This window comes from Mycobacterium sp. SMC-17, assembly GCF_045310915.1.
Taxonomy (GTDB): Bacteria; Actinomycetota; Actinomycetes; order Mycobacteriales; family Mycobacteriaceae; genus Mycobacterium.
The window spans coordinates 19,975-36,855 of the sequence record NZ_JBJIAK010000056.1; the positions used below are offsets into that span (position 1 = coordinate 19,975).

Here is a 16,881-nt window from a genome sequence, read left to right on the forward strand (position 1 = left end):
CTCGTTTAATAGAAGTCTAAGAGCTTGCGGCGCGTAGGGGGTGGATTACCGGTCGGCCCGGTCCCCCAAATCTTTCGCGACGTTCCCTATTGTGGGATTCGTGCAGGGCGACGGTGACGGATGGGTGCTCGCGGCTGACGGCTCCCACTTCTGGGGTCGCCATGGTGCGGCCGGACTTCTGCTGCGGGCGCCGCAGCCGGGCGGCGGAGCGGCGGTGCTGCTGCAGTACCGCGCGCCATGGAGCCATCAAGGCGGCACCTGGGCACTGCCCGGTGGGGCGCGCGACAGCCACGAGACCGTCGAGGAGGCCGCCGTCCGCGAGGCCTACGAGGAGGCCGGCCTGCTGGCCGAGCAGCTGACGGTCCGGACGACCGTGGTCACCGCGATCGCGATGGGCGAGGTGTGGACGTACACCACGGTGATCGCCGACGCACCCGAACAACTCGCGACGGTGCCCAACCGCGAGAGCGTCGAGCTGCGGTGGGTCTCCGAGGACGACGTCGCGTCGCTGCCGCTGCATCCCGGATTCGCCGCCAGCTGGGAACAGCTGCGCAGCGTGACGGCGAGTATCCCGCTCAGTTCGTAGGCAGGGCCTGCTTGAGTGCCTGCGCTGCCGCGGCCGGATCCTCGGCCGCGGTGATCGCCCGGACCACGACGATGCGCCGCGCACCGGCGGCCACCACCTCGGGGGCCCGCGCCAGGTCGATGCCGCCGATGGCGAACCAGGGTTTGTCGGTACCCGTCGCGGCCGCCGCGCGGACCAGTTCCAAGCCCGGCGCGGTGCGGCCCGGCTTGGTCGGCGTCGGCCAGCACGGGCCGACGCAGAAGTAGTCGACGTCCTCGGTCACCGAGACGGCCAGCTGCTGCTCGTCATGCGTCGAGCGGCCGAACAGCGGATCCGGCCCGACGATGTCGCGGGCGAGGGCCAGCGGCAGATCGTCCTGGCCGAGGTGCAGCACGTCGGCGTGGGCGCCGCGGGCGATGTCGGCCCGGTCGTTCACCGCGAACAGCGCGCCGTGCCGCCTGGCCGCGTCGGCCAGCACCTCCAGCGCTTCGAGCTCCTGCTTGGCCTCGAGCGGACCGAACTGTGCTTCACCGGCCGAGCCCTTGTCCCGCAACTGGATGATGTCCACGCCACCGGCGAGTGCCGCGTCGGCGAACTCGGCCAGGTCACCGCGCTCCCGGCGGGCGTCGGTGCACAGGTACAGGGACGCGGACTGCAGACGCTCGAAGGCTTTAGACACAGCGCGACGGTAGCGACTACCGTGGACGCCGCACACACGGGAGTCCCGGGACCGGGGGCTGAGAGTGGGGTCGTCCTACCCTTACCGTCACACCTGATCCGGATCATGCCGGCGAAGGGAGAGGAATCATCGTGCCGGCTGGCATGGCGGTAATCGGCGGCGGCGTCATCGGTCTGGCCGTGGCCCGGCGCGCGGCGCTGGACGGGTGGTCGGTGCGCGTGCACCGGACCGAGGCGCGTGGCGCCTCCTGGGTCGCCGGCGGCATGCTCGCGCCGCACTCCGAGGGCTGGCCGGGTGAGCAGGACCAGTTGCAGGTGGGGCTGGACTCGCTGGCGTTGTGGCATGACGGCTTCCTCGACGGCCTGCCTGACGACGTGGTGACGGCCCGCGACTCGCTCGTGGTGGCGGTCGACCGGGCAGACGCGGCCGACGTCCGTACGGTCGCCGAGTGGCTGGCGGCGCAGGGGCATCCCGTCACGGTCACCACCGCGGCCCGTGACATCGAACCGTTGCTGGCGCAGGGGATTCGGCACGGCTTCCGGGCGGAGACCGAACTGGCCGTCGACAACCGCCTCGTGGTCGAGGGGCTGATCGCGCACTGCGACCGCCTGGGTGTGCAATGGGCCGGACCGGTCGATTCCCTCGACAAGACGCGCGACGCCGATGTCACCGTGCTGGCCAACGGGATCGACGCGCCGGCACTGTGGCCCGGGCTGCCGGTGCGTCCGGTGAAGGGCGAGATACTGCGGCTACGGTGGCGCAAGGGCTGTATGCCGGTGCCGCAGCGGGTGATTCGCGCTCGGGTGCACGGTCGGCAGGTGTATCTGGTGCCGCGTGCCGACGGTGTGGTGGTAGGCGCCACCCAGTACGAGCACGGCCGGGACACCGCGCCGGCGGTATCCGGAGTGCGCGACCTTCTCGATGACGCCTGTGCGGTGATACCTGCCCTCGGCGAATACGAACTTGCCGAATGTGCTGCGGGACTGCGGCCGATGACCCCGGACGGCCTGCCGATCGTGGGCTGGCTCGATGACCGCACCCTGGCGGCCACCGGTCACGGGAGGAACGGCTTTCTGCTGGCCGCCTGGACCGCACAACGGATTTCGGACCTGTTGAAGGGCGATGCGAGAGAGAAGGTGGCACTGTGCTGATCACAGTCAACGATGAGAGCGTGGAGATTCGCGAAGGCACCACGGTCGCCGAATTGATTGGCACCCTGGGCTTTCCGGACAAGGGCATCGCCGTCGCGGTCGACTGGACGGTGCTGCCCCGGTCGGAATGGGACGACGTCGTGGCCGAGGGCGCCAAGATCGAGGTCGTGACGGCGGTGCAAGGTGGCTGAGGTCTGTACGTCGGCCGATGTCCTGCGCATCGCCGACCGGGAGTTCGGTTCGCGGCTCATCATGGGCACCGGCGGTGCGGCGAATCTTTCGATCCTGGAGGAGGCACTCGTCGCCTCGGGTACCGAGCTGACCACTGTCGCGATGCGGCGCATCGACGCCGAAACCGGCACCGGTGTACTCGATCTGCTGAACAAGCTCGGCATCGCCGCGCTGCCCAACACCGCCGGCTGTCGCGGCGCGGCCGAAGCGGTGCTGACGGCGCAACTGGCGCGCGAGGCGCTGCAGACCAACTGGGTGAAACTCGAGGTGATCGCCGACGAGCGCACCCTGTTGCCGGACGCCATCGAGTTGGTCCGCGCCGCAGAGCAATTGGTGGATGACGGCTTCGTCGTCCTGCCCTACACCAACGACGACCCGGTGTTGGCGCGCCGGCTGGAGGACACCGGCTGCGCGGCGGTGATGCCGTTGGGCGCGCCGATCGGCACGGGGCTGGGCATCTCCAACCCGCACAACATCGAGATGATCGTCGCGGCCGCCGGCGTGCCGGTGGTGCTCGACGCCGGCATCGGCACGGCCAGCGATGCCGCATTGGCCATGGAACTGGGTTGTGACGCAGTGCTTCTCGCGACGGCGGTGACCCGGGCCTCGGATCCGCCGATGATGGCCGCCGCCATGGCGGCGGCGGTCACCGCGGGTCGGCTGGCCTCGCGGGCGGGCCGCGTGCCCAAGCGGTTCTGGGCGCAGGCATCCAGCCCCGCGCTATGACGACGCGGTATGTCGCCCTCGGTAGTTCGATGGCCGCCGGGCCCGGCATCGCGCCGGGCGCGCCCGGCGCGCCGAAGCGATCCGGCCGGTCGGCGGTCAACTACCCGCATCTCGTCGCCGAGCAGCTCGGTTACGACCTTGTCGACGTGACCTTTTCGGGTTCCACCACCGCCCACGTGCTCACCGAGCGGCAGTTCGGTGAGCCGCCGCAGGTGGACGCGCTCGACGGATCCGAGTCGTTGGTCACCATCACCATCGGCGGCAACGACGCCGGCTATGTGCTGATGCTCGGGGCGGCCTGCCTGCCGCGGTTCTTGCGGTCGGTGCCCGTCGTCGGCGGGCGGCTGCGCGGCCTGCTCGACCCGGCGGAACGGGACCAGGCCCTTGACGTCGTGGGTGAGTCGTTGAAAACCGTTGGGCGAGAGGTGCGTCGACGTGCGCCGCGGGCCCGGGTGCTGTTCGTCGATTACCTGACGCTGCTGCCGCCGGCGGGAGTGCCCGCACCACCGATCGGTGCGGCCGATGCCGAGCTGGGCCGGCACGTCGCCGCCCGGCTGGCCGAGCTGACGGCCGCCGCGGCCGCGGCGGCCGGATGTGAACTGGTGCCGGTCGCAGCTGCCAGCCGTGCGCACCATGCGTGGTCGGCCGATCCCTGGACCACGGCGTTTCATCTGCCACTGCCGGGCCGGGTGGCCCCGCTGCACCCGAACGCCGCGGGTATGCGCGCCGTCGCGCAGATGGTGATCGAACGCGTATCGTGCGCCTGATGGCGCTGCCATCAGGCAAGGGGGTTGTCCGGCGATGATCCAGCTGACGGGATTGACAAAGGTTTTCGGGCGCAAACGCGCCGTCGATGATTTGACCTGTTCCGTCGAGCCCGGTTTCGTCACCGGTTTCCTCGGGCCGAACGGCGCCGGTAAATCCACCACGATGCGCATGATCGTCGGGCTGGACAGGCCGACCTCCGGCATCGCGACGGTGCTGGGCAAGACCTATCACGAGCTGAAGCATCCGCTGCGCAGCGTCGGTGCGCTGCTCGATGCCCGTCAGGTGCATCCCAATCGCACGGCGCGCGCTCACCTTCGGTGGCTGGCCGCCAGCAACAAGCTGCCGAAGGCCCGTGTCGATGAAGTACTGAACATCGTCGGATTGACCGATGTCGCGGGTAAACAGGCCGGCACGTTCTCGCTCGGGATGTCGCAGCGGTTGGGCATCGCCGTGGCGCTGTTGGGTGATCCCGAAGTGCTGCTGTTCGACGAACCGGTGAACGGGCTGGACCCCGAGGGCATCAGGTGGATTCGGACGCTCATGCGCGACTTGGCATCTGAGGGCCGGACGGTGTTGGTGTCCAGTCATCTGCTTGCCGAGATGGCGAACACAGCGGACCGGCTGCTGGTGATCGGGCGGGGACAGTTGATCAGCTCGAGCACCATGGCGGAGTTCCTGACCAGCTCCGGGAGCGACACCATTCGGGTCCGCAGCCCGCAGCTGGAGCGTCTTCATGAGTTGCTGACGGCGCAGGATGCGTCGGCGCAATTGGCGGACGGCGTGCTGCTGGTTCGCGGAATCTCGACGGAGCAGGTGGGGGAGTTGGCTGCCGGTCACGGAATCGTGCTGCACGAATTGGCCGCCCAGCAGGCCTCGTTGGAGGAAGCGTACATGCGACTGACCGACGACGCCGTCGACTACCGGGCGGTGGGTGCGCCATGACGATCAACGCCGAGCGGATCAAGCTGCAGACCACGCGGTCGCCGATCTGGCTCATCCTGACAGTTGCGGTGGTGGGTCTGGGGTTCGCCGCGATACAGGCGGCGGCACTGGGTCCGCACGGGGTGCTCAAGCCCGAGCGGGCGGCCATCGGCGTCAGCGTCTTCGGTGTGCCGGTGCTGATGATCCTGTCCGCGATGTCGATCACCGGGGAGTACCGCTCCGGCATGATCCGCACGACGTTCCTGGCCACCCCCAACCGAGCGTGGGCACTGGCAGCGAAAGCGCTCGTGACGGCGGCGCTTTCCGCGGTCGTCACCGCGGTCATGGTGGCGGGCTCGATCGCGTTCGCGGCGTCGTTGGTGACCGCAGAGCAGGCCGAGGAGTTGTCCTTCTCGAACGCGGAGGTCTGGCGTGCGATCGGCACGATGTCGCTGTATGCCGTGCTGGGCGCGGTGCTGGCGGTCGGTCTGGGCGGGTTGTTGCGGCACGCGGCGGCAGTGGTCGCGGTGGTGTTGTTGATGCCGTTCGTCGTGGAACCGGTGCTCGGCGCGCTTCCTCAGGTCGGCGCACGGGTGGGACCGTGGCTGCCCTTCGGGAACGCGTACACCTTCACCAGGACCCCCTGGTTCCAGACGTTCTCGTTGTGGTGGGGACCGGCCGGCGCGGCCCTCTACTTCGCCGCAGTTGCGGCGGCGGTGTTCATGCTGGCGCTCGTGGTGGTCACCCGCCGCGACCCGTAGGGCATGGGTGTCTGCTCTCAACGGCCGAATTGGTTTGGCGCACTGGGCCTTCCCGGCGGAGTTGCGAGATTCTGCTGGAGATGGCTCGGTACTTCGATGGCTCCAACTTCGCCGCGATTGGGTCGGGCTTGTACTCCGACCAAGTCGCCGCCCGCATGGATCGCAGTCACTGCGGCCACCCTCTGGTAGCTGAATGCTGGCCTCGACTCGAATGAACCGGTTCCTGCCTGGGCTTCGTCCAACCGCCGATATTCGGACAGTTGTTGCTCTACCATCGCGCGTATGCCGGAGACTGACCCTGAAGCGCCGTCAATCTCGCGTCAGCCCGTTGCGGTAGATCTGCAACCGAAGTGGTTGGCGCCCGCATCGCTCGGAATCGCGGTCATCGCGCTAGGGGTTGCGGTCTGGGCGCTGGTGTCGCCACCACATCAGTCGTCGCCATCGGTCCCAGAGCCCACCGAGCAACAAGTCGCCGACGCGAAGGCTCGCGCGTGTGCCGCCTTCACCACCGTGCGCACGGCGGTGGCGCTACAGACGCACACCGAACTCGGCTCTGAGCCGGTTGCGGTTACGGCGGTCACAGCAGTCTCGCGTTTGGCCATGAGCAGTGGTGCTCAGTACTTGCAGACGCATCTGGACCGGGCCACGCCGGCGGACCTCACGGCCGCGATTCGCGAGTTTGCCGTTGACCTGCAGGATATTTCGATGTACGGGCAGGCCGGGATCGGCGGGGCCGACCCGGCGCAGGCGGGTCGGTTGAAAGCCGGCGAAGCTGTCAGCACGAAGATTGCCGGCCTTTGCAAGTGAGCCGCGGGGAAGCTCCGCACGTGGGTGTTCACCTGGTCCACCTGTAGGACCGACGACAGGCCCCTTCGTTCTCAGCGTCAGTTCAGCAAGCGGTGACTACCTTCCGCAGGCATGACCGGTGCTGCCCGCCCCTCAACGATCGTGAAGCGCGTGACTGCGAGCAAGGTTCCCGAAGTCACCATCTGGTTCTGGCTGATCAAGGTGCTGTGCACCACGGTCGGAGAGAGCTTCGCCGACTGGATCAACCAAGGTCTCGGTGTGGGTCTCGGTGCCACCGCGGTGCTGTTCACCGCCGTACTGGCCCTGGTCATGGGGGCCCAGCTGCGATTGCCGCGCTACGTCCCTGTCGTCTACTGGCTGACGGTCGTGGTCCTCAGCGTCACCGGCACCCTCTACACCGATCTGCTCACCGACGCCCTTGCCGTCCCGATGGCCACGAGCACAGCCGTCTTCACTGTCACTCTGGCGGTGGTGTTCGCGGTGTGGTTCGCCCGGGAGCGGACACTGTCGATCCACAGCATCACAACGCGACCGCGGGAGCTGTTCTACTGGCTCGCTGTCCTGGTCACCTTCGCGCTCGGCACCGCCGCCGGCGACTGGACCTTGACCCTGACCGGGTGGAGTGCCGGGGTATCGGTACTGCTCCCGGTCACCCTCATCGCCGCGGTGACCATCGGCTGGCGCGTCGGGGTCAACTCCGTGTTGTCGTTCTGGCTGGCGTACATCCTGACCCGCCCGCTGGGCGCCAACCTCGGCGACTGGCTTGCCACACCGCGCAGCGCACACGGTCTCGGCCTCGGATACGGCCTGACCAGTGGAATCTTCCTCGCCGCGATCGCCGCTGCTGTCGGCTATCTGACCTGGACCCGCATCGATGTGATCGAGGTCGACGATCAGGCGGCGGCCCCCGCGCCGAAGCGCACGCTATCGGCGGTGAGCACCGTCGGTTACTACGCCGTCGTGGTCTTGGCGGCCGGCGCCCTGCTGCAATGGGCCTCGATTCAGCCGCATGGCCCCGTCACCGACAGCGAGGAAGGGCCCGCGCCGACCGCGGCGGCCGCGCCTCTGGTGCCCGGCAAGGTCGGTGCCTTCCCGGCGACCGATATTGCGCACTTCCGCAACGTCACCCAAGACACGCTGGCAAAGGTCGATGCTGGAGACCAATCCGGCGCCCGAGCGCGGATCACCGACCTCGAAACCGCATGGGACCACGACCAGGACCGGCTGCAGGCCATCGACTCCAGCGCCTGGACGGCGCTGGACCGGGAAATCGACGCAGCACTCAAGTCCGTCCGATCCAGCAGCCCAAGCGTTGACGACGAAAAACAATCTCTGACAACGCTTTTGAACAGTCTGCGCTGATTCCTTCAGTCATTCGCAACTCAGAACGACAAGGCCGCGATGGACCTCGATACCCGAATCTTTTACTACATCAACAATTTCGCCCGGGACACCCCGTGGCTGCACCCGGTCGTGGCCGGATACGCCGAAGACGGTGTTGTACTGTTCGCCAGCTTTCTCCTCGCTGGATGGTGGATCGCCCGCAGAACCAACAACCCCAGTGCGATGGCAGCGGCGGTATGGGCGCCTTTGGGTGTGCTGGCAGCGGTGGCCATCAACCAGCCGATCGCCGATACCATCAATGCCACCCGTCCCTGTAATGCGCTGCCCCACATCGTCGTCTTGCATTGCAACACCGACGGTGGCTTCCCCAGTGACCACGCGATGATGGCCGGGGCCGTCGCTGCCGGGGTCTGGCTGGTGAATCGACGACTCGGCGTCATCGCCGCCATCGCGGCAGTGGCCATGGCATTGGCTCGCGTCTATGTCGGTGCGCATTACCCCCAAGACGTCGTTGCCGGTCTCGCTCTGGGCGCGACCCTGAGCGTTTCCGGATATCTCGTCGCCCGGCCGGTGCTGAGCCGGCTGGTGGAACGCGCCGCCAGGACCCGGCTGCGGCCGCTCATCACGGCCGCTGAGCCAGGTGCCGTTCACTGAAGCAGACTGTGGCGGTGGGCTTTTCAGCAGTTTTGCGTTTGAAACGTGTGCGCGGGTCTTCAGGCCTGTTCGCGCTCAGCGTCCTCACAGCGACCTGCTGTCAGTCTGGTGGCATACCCGACAGCTGCTCGGCTTCGATCAGCTGGAATCCCGTGAAAGGTGTTGATGGACATGACAGCCCGGCGAGAAGCAATCAACCTGATGGTCGGAGCCCTGATGCTGGTGGCGGCGACGATGTCGGTCCACGAGGCCCAGGAGCGCGCCCAGAACGCACCGGCTCTGTCGAACGGCGGGCACTACGACAGCGCACTCGTCCAGGGGATGTAGCCGGCCAATTTATGGCCGCCGCCTCAGTCTGTGCCAGGCTACGCAGGTGAGAGTGCTGCTGGTCGAAGACGAGCCCATGCTGGCCGAGACGATCACCGCTGGGCTGCGCGCCGAAGGGTTCGTCGTGGTCGCTGTGGCCGATGGTGTCGAGGGACTCTGGCAGGCCACCCACGAGCAGTTCGACGTCGTCGTGCTCGACATCATGCTGCCGGGTCTCAACGGTTACGAGGTCTTGCGCAAGATGCGCGCCGCACATATTTGGACGCCGGTGCTGATGCTCACGGCCAAGGACGGCGACTACGACCAGACCGACGCCTTTGATCTGGGCGCAGACGACTATTTGACCAAACCCTTTTCGTTCATGGTGCTCACCGCGCGCTTGCGGGCCTTGATTCGCCGCGGCGCACCGCAGCGTCCCGTCGTGCTGACTGCCGGCGACATTTCACTGGACCCCGCGCGCCGGACCGTGCACCGGGGTGGCGAGGACGTCTCGCTGACACCGCGAGAATTCGCGCTCCTGGCATACCTGTTGCGCCACAAGGACACTGTCCTCACAAAGACTCAGATCCTGCACAACGTCTGGGACAGTCACTACGACGGCCCCGACAATGTGGTGGAAGTCTATGTCGGCTATCTGAGACGCAAGATCGGCTCGGAGGCGATCACCACGCTCCGTGGCGCAGGCTACCGGCTCGAATCCGGCGAACCGGCAAGCGGCAACTGAACCGTCACCACGGTTCCTGCGCCAGAGCGTCGGTCCTCGATGCTGACCGAGCCATCGTGGGCGGCCACGATCTCGGAGACGATCGCCAACCCCAACCCGGTACCACCACCACGCCGGGATCGGTCGGCGTCCAGCCGGAAGAACCGCTCGAAAACCTTGTCCCGTGCGGCGGCAGGGATTCCCGGGCCGTCATCGATCACCTGCACGACGGCGTTGTCACCCTCGGCGCGCACGACGATGGTCACCTCGCTGGTGGCATGGCGGGCCGCGTTGTCGGCCAGGTTGCGCAACAATCGCACGAACCCGTCCGGATCGACGCTGGCCTTTACCGCCGAAAGATCGGAGACTATCCGCAAGGTCGTTTCCCGTTTGAGTCGTGCCGCCTCCGCAGTCGCCAGATCGTCGAGATCGGTCTCGACACGACGCAGCGGCAAGCCGCGTTCATCGGCGCGCGCCAGTAGGAGCAGGTTCTCCACCAGGGTCTGCATCCGGCGTGCTTCCGGCAACAATGCGTTGGTCAGCAGCGTTCTGTCGAGGAGATCGGGGTGGGTGGCTCCGATCTCCAACGCGGACACCACCGTTGCCAGCGGGCTCCGCAGCTCGTGGGATGCGTCCCCGACAAACCGTCGTTGCGCGGCATGGCCGGCCTCGATGCGGGCCAGCATGTCGTTCATGGTCACCGCCAGCGCGGAAATCTCATCCGACCTGCGACCGACGGGGACCCGCTCGCCCAGATCGAAGGCACTGATCGCCGACACTCGCGACCGGATGGCCTCCACGGACCGCAACGACCGGCGCACCAGCAGGTATGTGACGACTCCGGCCACCACAGCCACAACCGGCGCCGTGATCGCCAGCATCTGCCCGGCAGTGCCGATCATCTGCTCGATCGGCTCGATGCCCCCGCCCACAAGTACCGTGTACTGCCGCCCCTTGCGGGATGCCACTGTGATTGTGCTGACGCGCACGTCGTCGTCATCGGTTGCCAGCACCCCGACCTGGGCACCTTCGTGCGGCACAGGAATCAACGGGGTCTGCGGTGCGCTGTCGGATCGCTCCACCACGGTGCCGGCGGCGTCGGCGATCTGCACGGCCACGATCCGGTGATCGGTGTGCATCAATACCGATTCCACCTCATCGGGTGGTTCCTTGCGCAGCACATCGGCCACCGCCTGGGCGCGGGCCTCCGCTGCGTTGTCCACGTCGGCGCACATCATCCGGTACAGCAACAGCGTCGAGGCCGACCCCACGATCACGAGGCCGGCCAGCACCACCGCCGCGGCCACCAGCGCTGAGCGGACCGCAATGCCGCCGAACCAGCCACGCCACCGGCCTGCGAAATCCCTCAGCGCCACGCGGCGGCTCACTCGGCGCCCTGGCCTTGAAGGCCCCTCAGCGAGACCCACCCACGACCGACCCACATCGCTCCATCATTCACTGCCGTCTCCGGCAGCGATGTCACAGCGTGCGTCCTCGGCGGCGCGCGATGTCATTGCCCATCCGAAATCCATTTCGGTGCAGGCGAATTGAACAGAGATTGCCGCGTGGACGGCAACCGCACGCTCACTGCATTGGTGCACGCGCCGCGTTCACCCACGGCAAGTGTCCCGCCGTGAGTGGCGATGATCCGAGCAGCCAACTCCAGACCGGAGTTGCACTTTGACGACATCCGGCCGGTGTCGGCGACCGCGATATGGGGGCCGTCGTCGCGGATGATGATGACCGCCTGAGCATCTCGGCGGTACACCTCAAGCTCGATCGCCGATACGGCGTTGCAACGTGCATGTTCGACCAGCGCAGTGACCGCCCGGTTCAATGTCGTAGCGTCACCCACCACGTAGGTCGGCTGCAGGTCGGTTCGGATCGACAACCCAGTGTTTTGCCGCAGCCGTCCAGCATGCTGGACCAACACATCATCGAGAAAGACCATTTCTCCTTCTCGGCTCACGGCGTTGTCCTTTCTGGTCGTGTGAATGACCGGCGGCCGAGGCAACATGCTTGCCTTCGGTCAGGTGTGGCGCTACGCCGGGCATATACCTCCCGACCGTAGGAGCCACGACCTGAAGACACGCTGAGAACGATCAGAAATTAGAGTTCGCCAGCACGGCTGTGCCGCCCGTATTCGTACCCGCGTGCGGTGGGACGCTATCGGAGATCGACGGGAACTGCGTCAGTGGTGCGTTGTAAGTCGCGGGGGGCGAGTTCGATTTCGATTCCGGCTGCTCCGCCACCGACCAGAACGGTGTCATAGGTCAGCGTGTGTTGCGCGATGACGACGATGAAACTGGGGTCCAGGCCCAGTGGTGATACCCCGAGTCGGGGGTAGCCGGTAGTCGCTTCTAATTGCACGCTGCTGGCGACTTCGATTCTGCTGCAACCGAGTTCGGTGGCAACACGTTTGAGGTCTACCCGAATGTTCACCGGGCAGGTGACGGCGATCAGTCTGCCCGTGGAGTGTTCGTGGCAGATCAGCGTTTTCATAATCCGGTCCACGGGGTAGCCCAGCGCGGCTGCGAAGTCCGTCGGCGATGAGATGGGGCCGGGCAGGGCGGCGTGATCGTGCACCCGGTGCGTCACCGCGGCAGCGGCCAGGTGCGCGCGCACTCGCGCGTGCAATTCTGTCATTGATGTCCTGTCTCGTGAGTGGTATCAGTCGTTGAGCAACAGGGTGTTCAGACGCCGGTGGGTTTCTAGCAAGCCCTCGTGGTCGTCGGCGCAGCCACGTGCCATCAGCAGGTAGCCGTAGGAGCCGTCGCGCAGGTCGACTTCGGCGGTCATTGACCGTAGCGCAACGTGTTCGATGCCGGCGACGGTGCGCAACTGTGCCGACCAATCCGGTCGTAGTCGGACTCGTTGGCCGATCGGCGGCTGGAGGGCCAACTGGTAATGGACCCCGGCTGCGTTGCCCGGCCTCCGGTCGACGATCTGTCCGGCGGCCGAGTTCAGCGCGCATTCAAAAAGGTCGATGCCGGTTTGTGCGGCAACCAGGTCGGTGATGCCGCCGCCGGGAACTCTCCCGTTCACTTCGATGATGTGGGGCCCGGTCGTGGTCAGTTTGATCTCGATGTGTAGGCAGCCGCATTGCACGTCGAGTGCTAGTGCTGCCTTTAGCGCCACGTCTGCGACGTCGTGTCGCTCGACTGGGCTCAGTATCGCCGGGAGGAAGGCGCCGGTTTCTCGGAATGGTTCGGCTAGGGGCATGCGGCCGGTGATTGCGAGGACCGAGGGCAGCCCGTTGTCCACCACCACTTCAACCGAGACGTAGTCGCCGACGCCGCCGCGATCGGTTGGTGGGAAGTCACCGAGGAGTTCTTCGATGATGGTCGGTCGCCATGGGTTGGCGTGGCATCGGATTGCCAATTCTGCTGCCAGCGCCGGGAAATCGGGAATGCAGATGGTGTCGCGGCCCCCGTGCCCCGACGCCGGTTTCACCACGACCGGGTAGGTCAGCTTCTTGAGTAGTTCGTCGGCGCTGGTTGCCCTGGCCGGGCTGTCGATGCCGACAAACCCGGGTCCGGGTACGCCGGCATCGGCCAGTGCGTGGCGTTGGGCGATTTTGTCGACGAGTAGCCGTGCTGTGCAGGCATGGTTTGCTGGCAAACCAATATTCCGTGCCAGGGCGGCGGCATGCTCGATGCGTGAGTCGGCAAATGTGGTGACGCCGACGACATCGTGTAGTGTGAGCTGCGCGGTCACCTTCTCGGTGGAACTGCCGTCGGTAATGACAACGCTTCCGAATCGTCTGAGTATTCGTGCGTCGGTCTGACCGGCTAACCAGACGAGGTGAATCCCGTTTCGTGTCGCCGTCTCTGTGAGTATGAGCAGCGGGACCGAGTCGGGTTCATATACGATCGCGATTCGACGTTCGGTGGGCACTGACATGGGTGTTTTCACCCTCCACGGGGATATCGCGACAGCTGCGGCGGTTAGCAGAGACAGGGAGATTGTGCACATGGCGGTCACCCTGCTTGACGGTCTTTGCAAATTATCTGACGGCGACGATTCCGACAACGAAACGTCAGAATTTGCTCACCTGCTGCGCGGTTGGATTCGTGAGTACCTCATGGAACCGCATAGGGACCTGGGGCGGGCGGGACCGGTGTGCCCTTTTGCCCGCGCCTCGTTGGATCAGGACATGCTGTGGATTACCGCGGTGCACAGCGAACTCCCGGCATTCTCCAAGTTGGTAGCTGAGCTGCACACACTGCGTGACACATTCCTGGAGCTGGAGCCGGCTGATGGCCCCGAGAGCCTGCTCAAGGCGGTGTTCATCGTGTTCCCCGATCTGACCGACGTCGCCGTCATCGATGCGGTGCAACAGGCACTCAAACCCGAATTCGTTGACGCCGGCCTCATGGTCGGCCAGTTCTATGACGGCTGCACCGAGCGCGGTCTCTGGAATGCCGACTTCCGTCCGCTGCAGTCGCCCGTTCCGCTCCTCGCGATACGGCACATGGTGGGCAGTGACTTCGCTTTTCTCAACACCTCGCCGGCCTGGGTCGAGGCTTACCTGCGACGGTTCGCGCCGACCGTCCCCTCGCCAGTGCGCGCGGCCTTAGCGGACAGATTCAGCGACCCGACCCCGCCCGGCTGAAACGCAGAGCCTGGCGTTCGCGTCGCGGACAAGAGCCCGCCGCGGCGGGGCCGTTGACCAAAAAGCGTTCGATCACCGGTCCGCATAGGTGAGCATGGTCCGCTAGGTAGGAGTATCGGCTAATAACTTAGCTCATATCATTCACAGTTAATTTCTGTTCGACACTCGTCAGTGGTCCTCTCGGAGTTGTGGCCGCACCTCCGGGAGGAGTCGTCTTCTCGCGGATGCGTCAAGTGCAGTTCGCGGATATTCGTCAGTAATACGTGTTCAAGACCGCCGATGATGTTGGGATGACCCGGCGGGTGGTAGTGAATGGCGCGATCGGTCGTCGGCGCGCGATCAGAACTTCTTTGCGACTTCTTTGCGCCCAGAAGTTGAATTAGCACTGCATCGGTGATTTGCTAGAAGTGCTAGCGCCAGTCATTTTTAGCAGGTGGTTGGTGGGGTTTGTCGCGCGACGGCGCGACGCGGGGAACGGTGTTCGCGCACCGGCTGACGGGACTGATGCATGGCAGGGAAGTACTTCGCCGACTCGGCGGCGCAGCGGTATGCGCAGACGCTCAAGACCGCCCGATCATTGCAGAGAGGCTTGGCAGGGGTCGTCCCGACTGTCGTCGGGCAGTGTCTGTCGGCCCCGATGGGAGCGTGACGCATGCATAACAATCATGCGACGGGGCACGATTCTGGTACCTCGTGGAATGTGTCAGTCGGTGCATCGGCAGCCAGCTTCCGGAGCCTCAGCGAGACCAGCCCTTACGCCGTCCTGGTGCACGATCGTGGACGTGTAGTGTACGCCAACGCCGCGGCGGCGAGTTTGACGATGGCCGAGTCGACGGGGCAGATGGTTGGCGCTCATCACCGACTTTGTGCATCCCGCAGCAATTTTGAGCGCCTTGACCGCTCCCGGCGACTCAGGCCAGGCATCGGCACCAGTGATGTCGGTTTTGCTGCGCTGCGATGGAACCACGCTCGACATCGAAGCCACCACGGTAGCCACCCCGTGGGAAGGTCGCCCCGCCCATCAGACGGTGCTGCGAGCGGTGACCACGCCAATAGTGTTGCACAGCAATACAATTAACCACGAACTGCATGTCCGGCATGCGCCGGAGGCCATCATCACCGCCACCGTCGACGGCCTGATCACCGGATGGAACATCGCTGCCGAGCGGCTGTTCGGGCGATCAGTCGCCGACTCCCTCGGGCAGCTGATCCGCGACGCGCTCGGCGTCGAACTCGATGTGGTTGCCATCGCCGCAGAGGGACGTGCCCGCGACCTCACCTGATACACGTTGACAGGAGGGCCTGTGGCGGTGCGTGTCTCTGTCGCAGCGGTCGACACCGGGTACATCCTCATCTGCACCGACCGCGCCGACGCGCTCGATACCACACAGCACTATCAGTCGGTGGTGACATCGCTGGACCGCGGCATCGTGGTCATCAATCGTGACGGCACCATCGCCTCCATCAATCCGGCCGCCATCCGCATCCGCGGACCCGGGGGCGGACGCTTTCCTAGTACACATGCTGAGCGCGCGCTGGACTACCCGGTTTCGACACCGAGGGAAACATGGTGCCTGCCCCGCAGCGGCCGGCCAACATCACCTTGCGCACCGGGCAGCCCGTCTACGCGCAGGTTCTCGGCCTGCGTCGCGACGATGGCCATCAATCCTGGATTTCGTTCACCACAACCTTGCTCAACCCCGATGAACCCGAACGTTCGCCGATTGTCATGTCGCTCACTGACGTCACCACCGAGCACCTGACCAATCTGCATCTGCGCCGCGCGGCGCACCACGACACGCTCACCGGGCTACCCAATCGTGGCCGCGCCCTGGCGATGATCACTGCGGCCATGACGCCCAGCGACCACCCTCATCTGGCGGCGCTGATGTTCATCGACATCGATCAACTCAAACGGATTAATGACTCGCTGGGGCACCACGTTGGCGATGTGGTGTTGCAAGCCTGCGCTGAGCGTCTCCAGGGGGCGATCCGCGCGACCGACACCCTCGCCCGTGTCGGCGGCGACGAATTCGTGGTGCTCGTCGCTGCACCAGCCAGCGCCGCAGACCTTCAGCAGATCGCTCGGCGGCTGCACCACGCCCTCGAGAACCCAATCGTCACCGATGAGCACACCATCGCCGTCAGCGCCAGTATCGGCGTTGCCGGCGTCGACCCGACCCGGCCAACAACGCCCACCGATCTTCTACGCCAGGCCGATGCCGCCATGTATCAGGCCAAAGCGACAGGTTCGGGCGAAACCCGATTCTTGTCGGTACATTCGGCCACCCCTCGGCACCGATCCGACGCAGACCCGCGTCATTCCTCTACGCCGCCCGAACGCAGGTTGTAGGTATGCGGCGGGAAACGTAGGCCATTCTCAGCTTGCTCGGCGCGCGCGGTACATCGCCTTGTCGGCGCGGTGCACGCTTCCATCGGAAAGCGTTTGCCCTTCCATAGTGGTGCGATCGCCTCCTCATCGGCATAAAGCACTGATCCCCGTCACGTAGCGAGCCAAACGACGCGAGAGCCTCAGCATGTACCTTCCCTGCTGTCGCCTGCCATGAGGATGGGACCAGTGTGACCTGATTTTTGCCAGGGTGATGGGACCACCTGGATTGCCAGTTAT

At 65.8% G+C, this 16,881-nt stretch carries 20 protein-coding genes, 1 pseudogene and 1 riboswitch; of the genes and pseudogenes, 16 read left to right on the forward strand and 5 right to left on the reverse strand.

Features of this window, described 5'->3' with window-relative positions:
- Positions 1-100 precede the first annotated feature (100 nt).
- The gene (locus tag ACJH7A_RS25885) at positions 101-586 is read left to right on the forward strand and encodes an NUDIX hydrolase (RefSeq protein WP_174557639.1); all 486 of its coding nucleotides are present in this window, start codon (positions 101-103) and stop codon (positions 584-586) included.
- Here the strand turns inward: ACJH7A_RS25885 and thiE are convergent.
- Positions 576-1,244 carry a thiamine phosphate synthase gene (gene thiE / locus ACJH7A_RS25890; RefSeq protein WP_064860069.1) on the reverse strand — a complete coding sequence of 223 codons (669 nt, stop codon included), beginning with the start codon at positions 1,242-1,244 and terminating at the stop codon, positions 576-578. The genes ACJH7A_RS25885 and thiE overlap by 11 nt on opposite strands.
- A 26-nt stretch (positions 1,245-1,270) precedes the next feature.
- Positions 1,271-1,381: riboswitch (TPP riboswitch) on the forward strand.
- Positions 1,382-1,387: 6 nt separating this feature from the next.
- Here thiE and thiO point away from each other — a divergent pair.
- The 11 genes from thiO to ACJH7A_RS25945 all read left to right on the forward strand — a co-directional run bounded on the left by thiO (position 1,388) and on the right by ACJH7A_RS25945 (position 9,658).
- Positions 1,388-2,395 carry a glycine oxidase ThiO gene (gene thiO / locus ACJH7A_RS25895; RefSeq protein ID WP_276555117.1) on the forward strand — a complete coding sequence of 336 codons (1,008 nt, stop codon included), beginning with the start codon at positions 1,388-1,390 and terminating at the stop codon, positions 2,393-2,395.
- A complete protein-coding gene (gene thiS, locus ACJH7A_RS25900) occupies positions 2,389-2,586 on the forward strand; it encodes a sulfur carrier protein ThiS (protein ID WP_064860070.1) in 198 nt (65 codons plus the stop codon). The genes thiO and thiS overlap by 7 nt, the downstream gene beginning before the upstream one ends.
- Positions 2,587-2,608: 22 nt before the next feature.
- Entirely contained in the window at positions 2,609-3,352 is a 744-nt protein-coding gene (locus tag ACJH7A_RS25905; protein WP_256370123.1) for a thiazole synthase, read from the forward strand.
- A complete protein-coding gene (locus ACJH7A_RS25910) occupies positions 3,349-4,119 on the forward strand; it encodes an SGNH/GDSL hydrolase family protein (protein ID WP_260936700.1) in 771 nt (256 codons plus the stop codon). Before ACJH7A_RS25905 ends, ACJH7A_RS25910 begins: the two co-directional genes overlap by 4 nt.
- Before the next feature lie 34 nt (positions 4,120-4,153).
- Positions 4,154-5,062, forward strand: a complete 909-nt coding sequence (locus ACJH7A_RS25915; RefSeq protein WP_061003627.1) for an ATP-binding cassette domain-containing protein — start codon at positions 4,154-4,156, stop codon at positions 5,060-5,062.
- Complete coding sequence (locus ACJH7A_RS25920) at positions 5,059-5,802, forward strand: ABC transporter permease (RefSeq protein WP_061009317.1); 744 nt, start codon at positions 5,059-5,061, stop codon at positions 5,800-5,802. The genes ACJH7A_RS25915 and ACJH7A_RS25920 overlap by 4 nt, the downstream gene beginning before the upstream one ends.
- A 282-nt stretch (positions 5,803-6,084) precedes the next feature.
- Positions 6,085-6,609 (forward strand): hypothetical protein, encoded by a 525-nt coding sequence (locus ACJH7A_RS25925; protein ID WP_234785282.1) that lies wholly within the window; start codon positions 6,085-6,087, stop codon positions 6,607-6,609.
- Positions 6,610-6,720: 111 nt separating this feature from the next.
- Positions 6,721-7,971 (forward strand): hypothetical protein, encoded by a 1,251-nt coding sequence (locus ACJH7A_RS25930; RefSeq protein WP_061003623.1) that lies wholly within the window; start codon positions 6,721-6,723, stop codon positions 7,969-7,971.
- A gap of 39 nt (positions 7,972-8,010) precedes the next feature.
- Entirely contained in the window at positions 8,011-8,607 is a 597-nt protein-coding gene (locus tag ACJH7A_RS25935; RefSeq protein ID WP_061003621.1) for a phosphatase PAP2 family protein, read from the forward strand.
- Positions 8,608-8,778: 171 nt separating this feature from the next.
- Positions 8,779-8,934 (forward strand): hypothetical protein, encoded by a 156-nt coding sequence (locus ACJH7A_RS25940; protein WP_165605570.1) that lies wholly within the window; start codon positions 8,779-8,781, stop codon positions 8,932-8,934.
- A 46-nt stretch (positions 8,935-8,980) separates the two neighbouring features.
- Positions 8,981-9,658: a response regulator transcription factor gene (locus ACJH7A_RS25945; protein WP_406802948.1), complete on the forward strand. Its 678-nt coding sequence runs from the start codon at positions 8,981-8,983 to the stop codon at positions 9,656-9,658.
- On the opposite strand, the gene ACJH7A_RS25950 is transcribed toward ACJH7A_RS25945, so the two are convergent.
- The 4 genes from ACJH7A_RS25950 to ACJH7A_RS25965 all read right to left on the reverse strand — a co-directional run bounded on the left by ACJH7A_RS25950 (position 9,619) and on the right by ACJH7A_RS25965 (position 13,540).
- Positions 9,619-11,007, reverse strand: a complete 1,389-nt coding sequence (locus ACJH7A_RS25950; RefSeq protein WP_276555120.1) for a HAMP domain-containing sensor histidine kinase — start codon at positions 11,005-11,007, stop codon at positions 9,619-9,621. The genes ACJH7A_RS25945 and ACJH7A_RS25950 overlap by 40 nt on opposite strands.
- Positions 11,008-11,147: 140 nt before the next feature.
- On the reverse strand, positions 11,148-11,606 hold the full coding sequence (locus ACJH7A_RS25955) for an ATP-binding protein (protein ID WP_131808857.1): 459 nt from the start codon (positions 11,604-11,606) through the stop codon (positions 11,148-11,150).
- 197 nt (positions 11,607-11,803) lie between these two features.
- A complete protein-coding gene (locus ACJH7A_RS25960; protein WP_165605603.1) occupies positions 11,804-12,235 on the reverse strand; it encodes a YbaK/EbsC family protein in 432 nt (143 codons plus the stop codon).
- A gap of 72 nt (positions 12,236-12,307) precedes the next feature.
- The gene (locus tag ACJH7A_RS25965) at positions 12,308-13,540 is read right to left on the reverse strand and encodes an acetyl-CoA carboxylase biotin carboxylase subunit family protein (RefSeq protein ID WP_073694771.1); all 1,233 of its coding nucleotides are present in this window, start codon (positions 13,538-13,540) and stop codon (positions 12,308-12,310) included.
- A 70-nt stretch (positions 13,541-13,610) separates the two neighbouring features.
- Between ACJH7A_RS25965 and ACJH7A_RS25970 the strand changes: the two genes are divergently transcribed.
- The 4 genes and pseudogenes from ACJH7A_RS25970 (at position 13,611) to ACJH7A_RS25985 (ending at position 16,605) form a co-directional block, all read left to right on the forward strand.
- Positions 13,611-14,252 (forward strand): DUF6875 domain-containing protein, encoded by a 642-nt coding sequence (locus tag ACJH7A_RS25970; RefSeq protein WP_064860949.1) that lies wholly within the window; start codon positions 13,611-13,613, stop codon positions 14,250-14,252.
- 652 nt (positions 14,253-14,904) lie between these two features.
- A pseudogene (locus ACJH7A_RS25975) lies at positions 14,905-15,069 on the forward strand (PAS domain-containing protein); the annotation flags it as partial.
- A gap of 28 nt (positions 15,070-15,097) precedes the next feature.
- Positions 15,098-15,535 (forward strand): PAS domain-containing protein, encoded by a 438-nt coding sequence (locus tag ACJH7A_RS25980; RefSeq protein ID WP_131808858.1) that lies wholly within the window; start codon positions 15,098-15,100, stop codon positions 15,533-15,535.
- A gap of 320 nt (positions 15,536-15,855) precedes the next feature.
- A complete protein-coding gene (locus ACJH7A_RS25985) occupies positions 15,856-16,605 on the forward strand; it encodes a GGDEF domain-containing protein (protein WP_163692956.1) in 750 nt (249 codons plus the stop codon).
- The last annotated feature ends 276 nt before the right edge of the window (positions 16,606-16,881 follow it).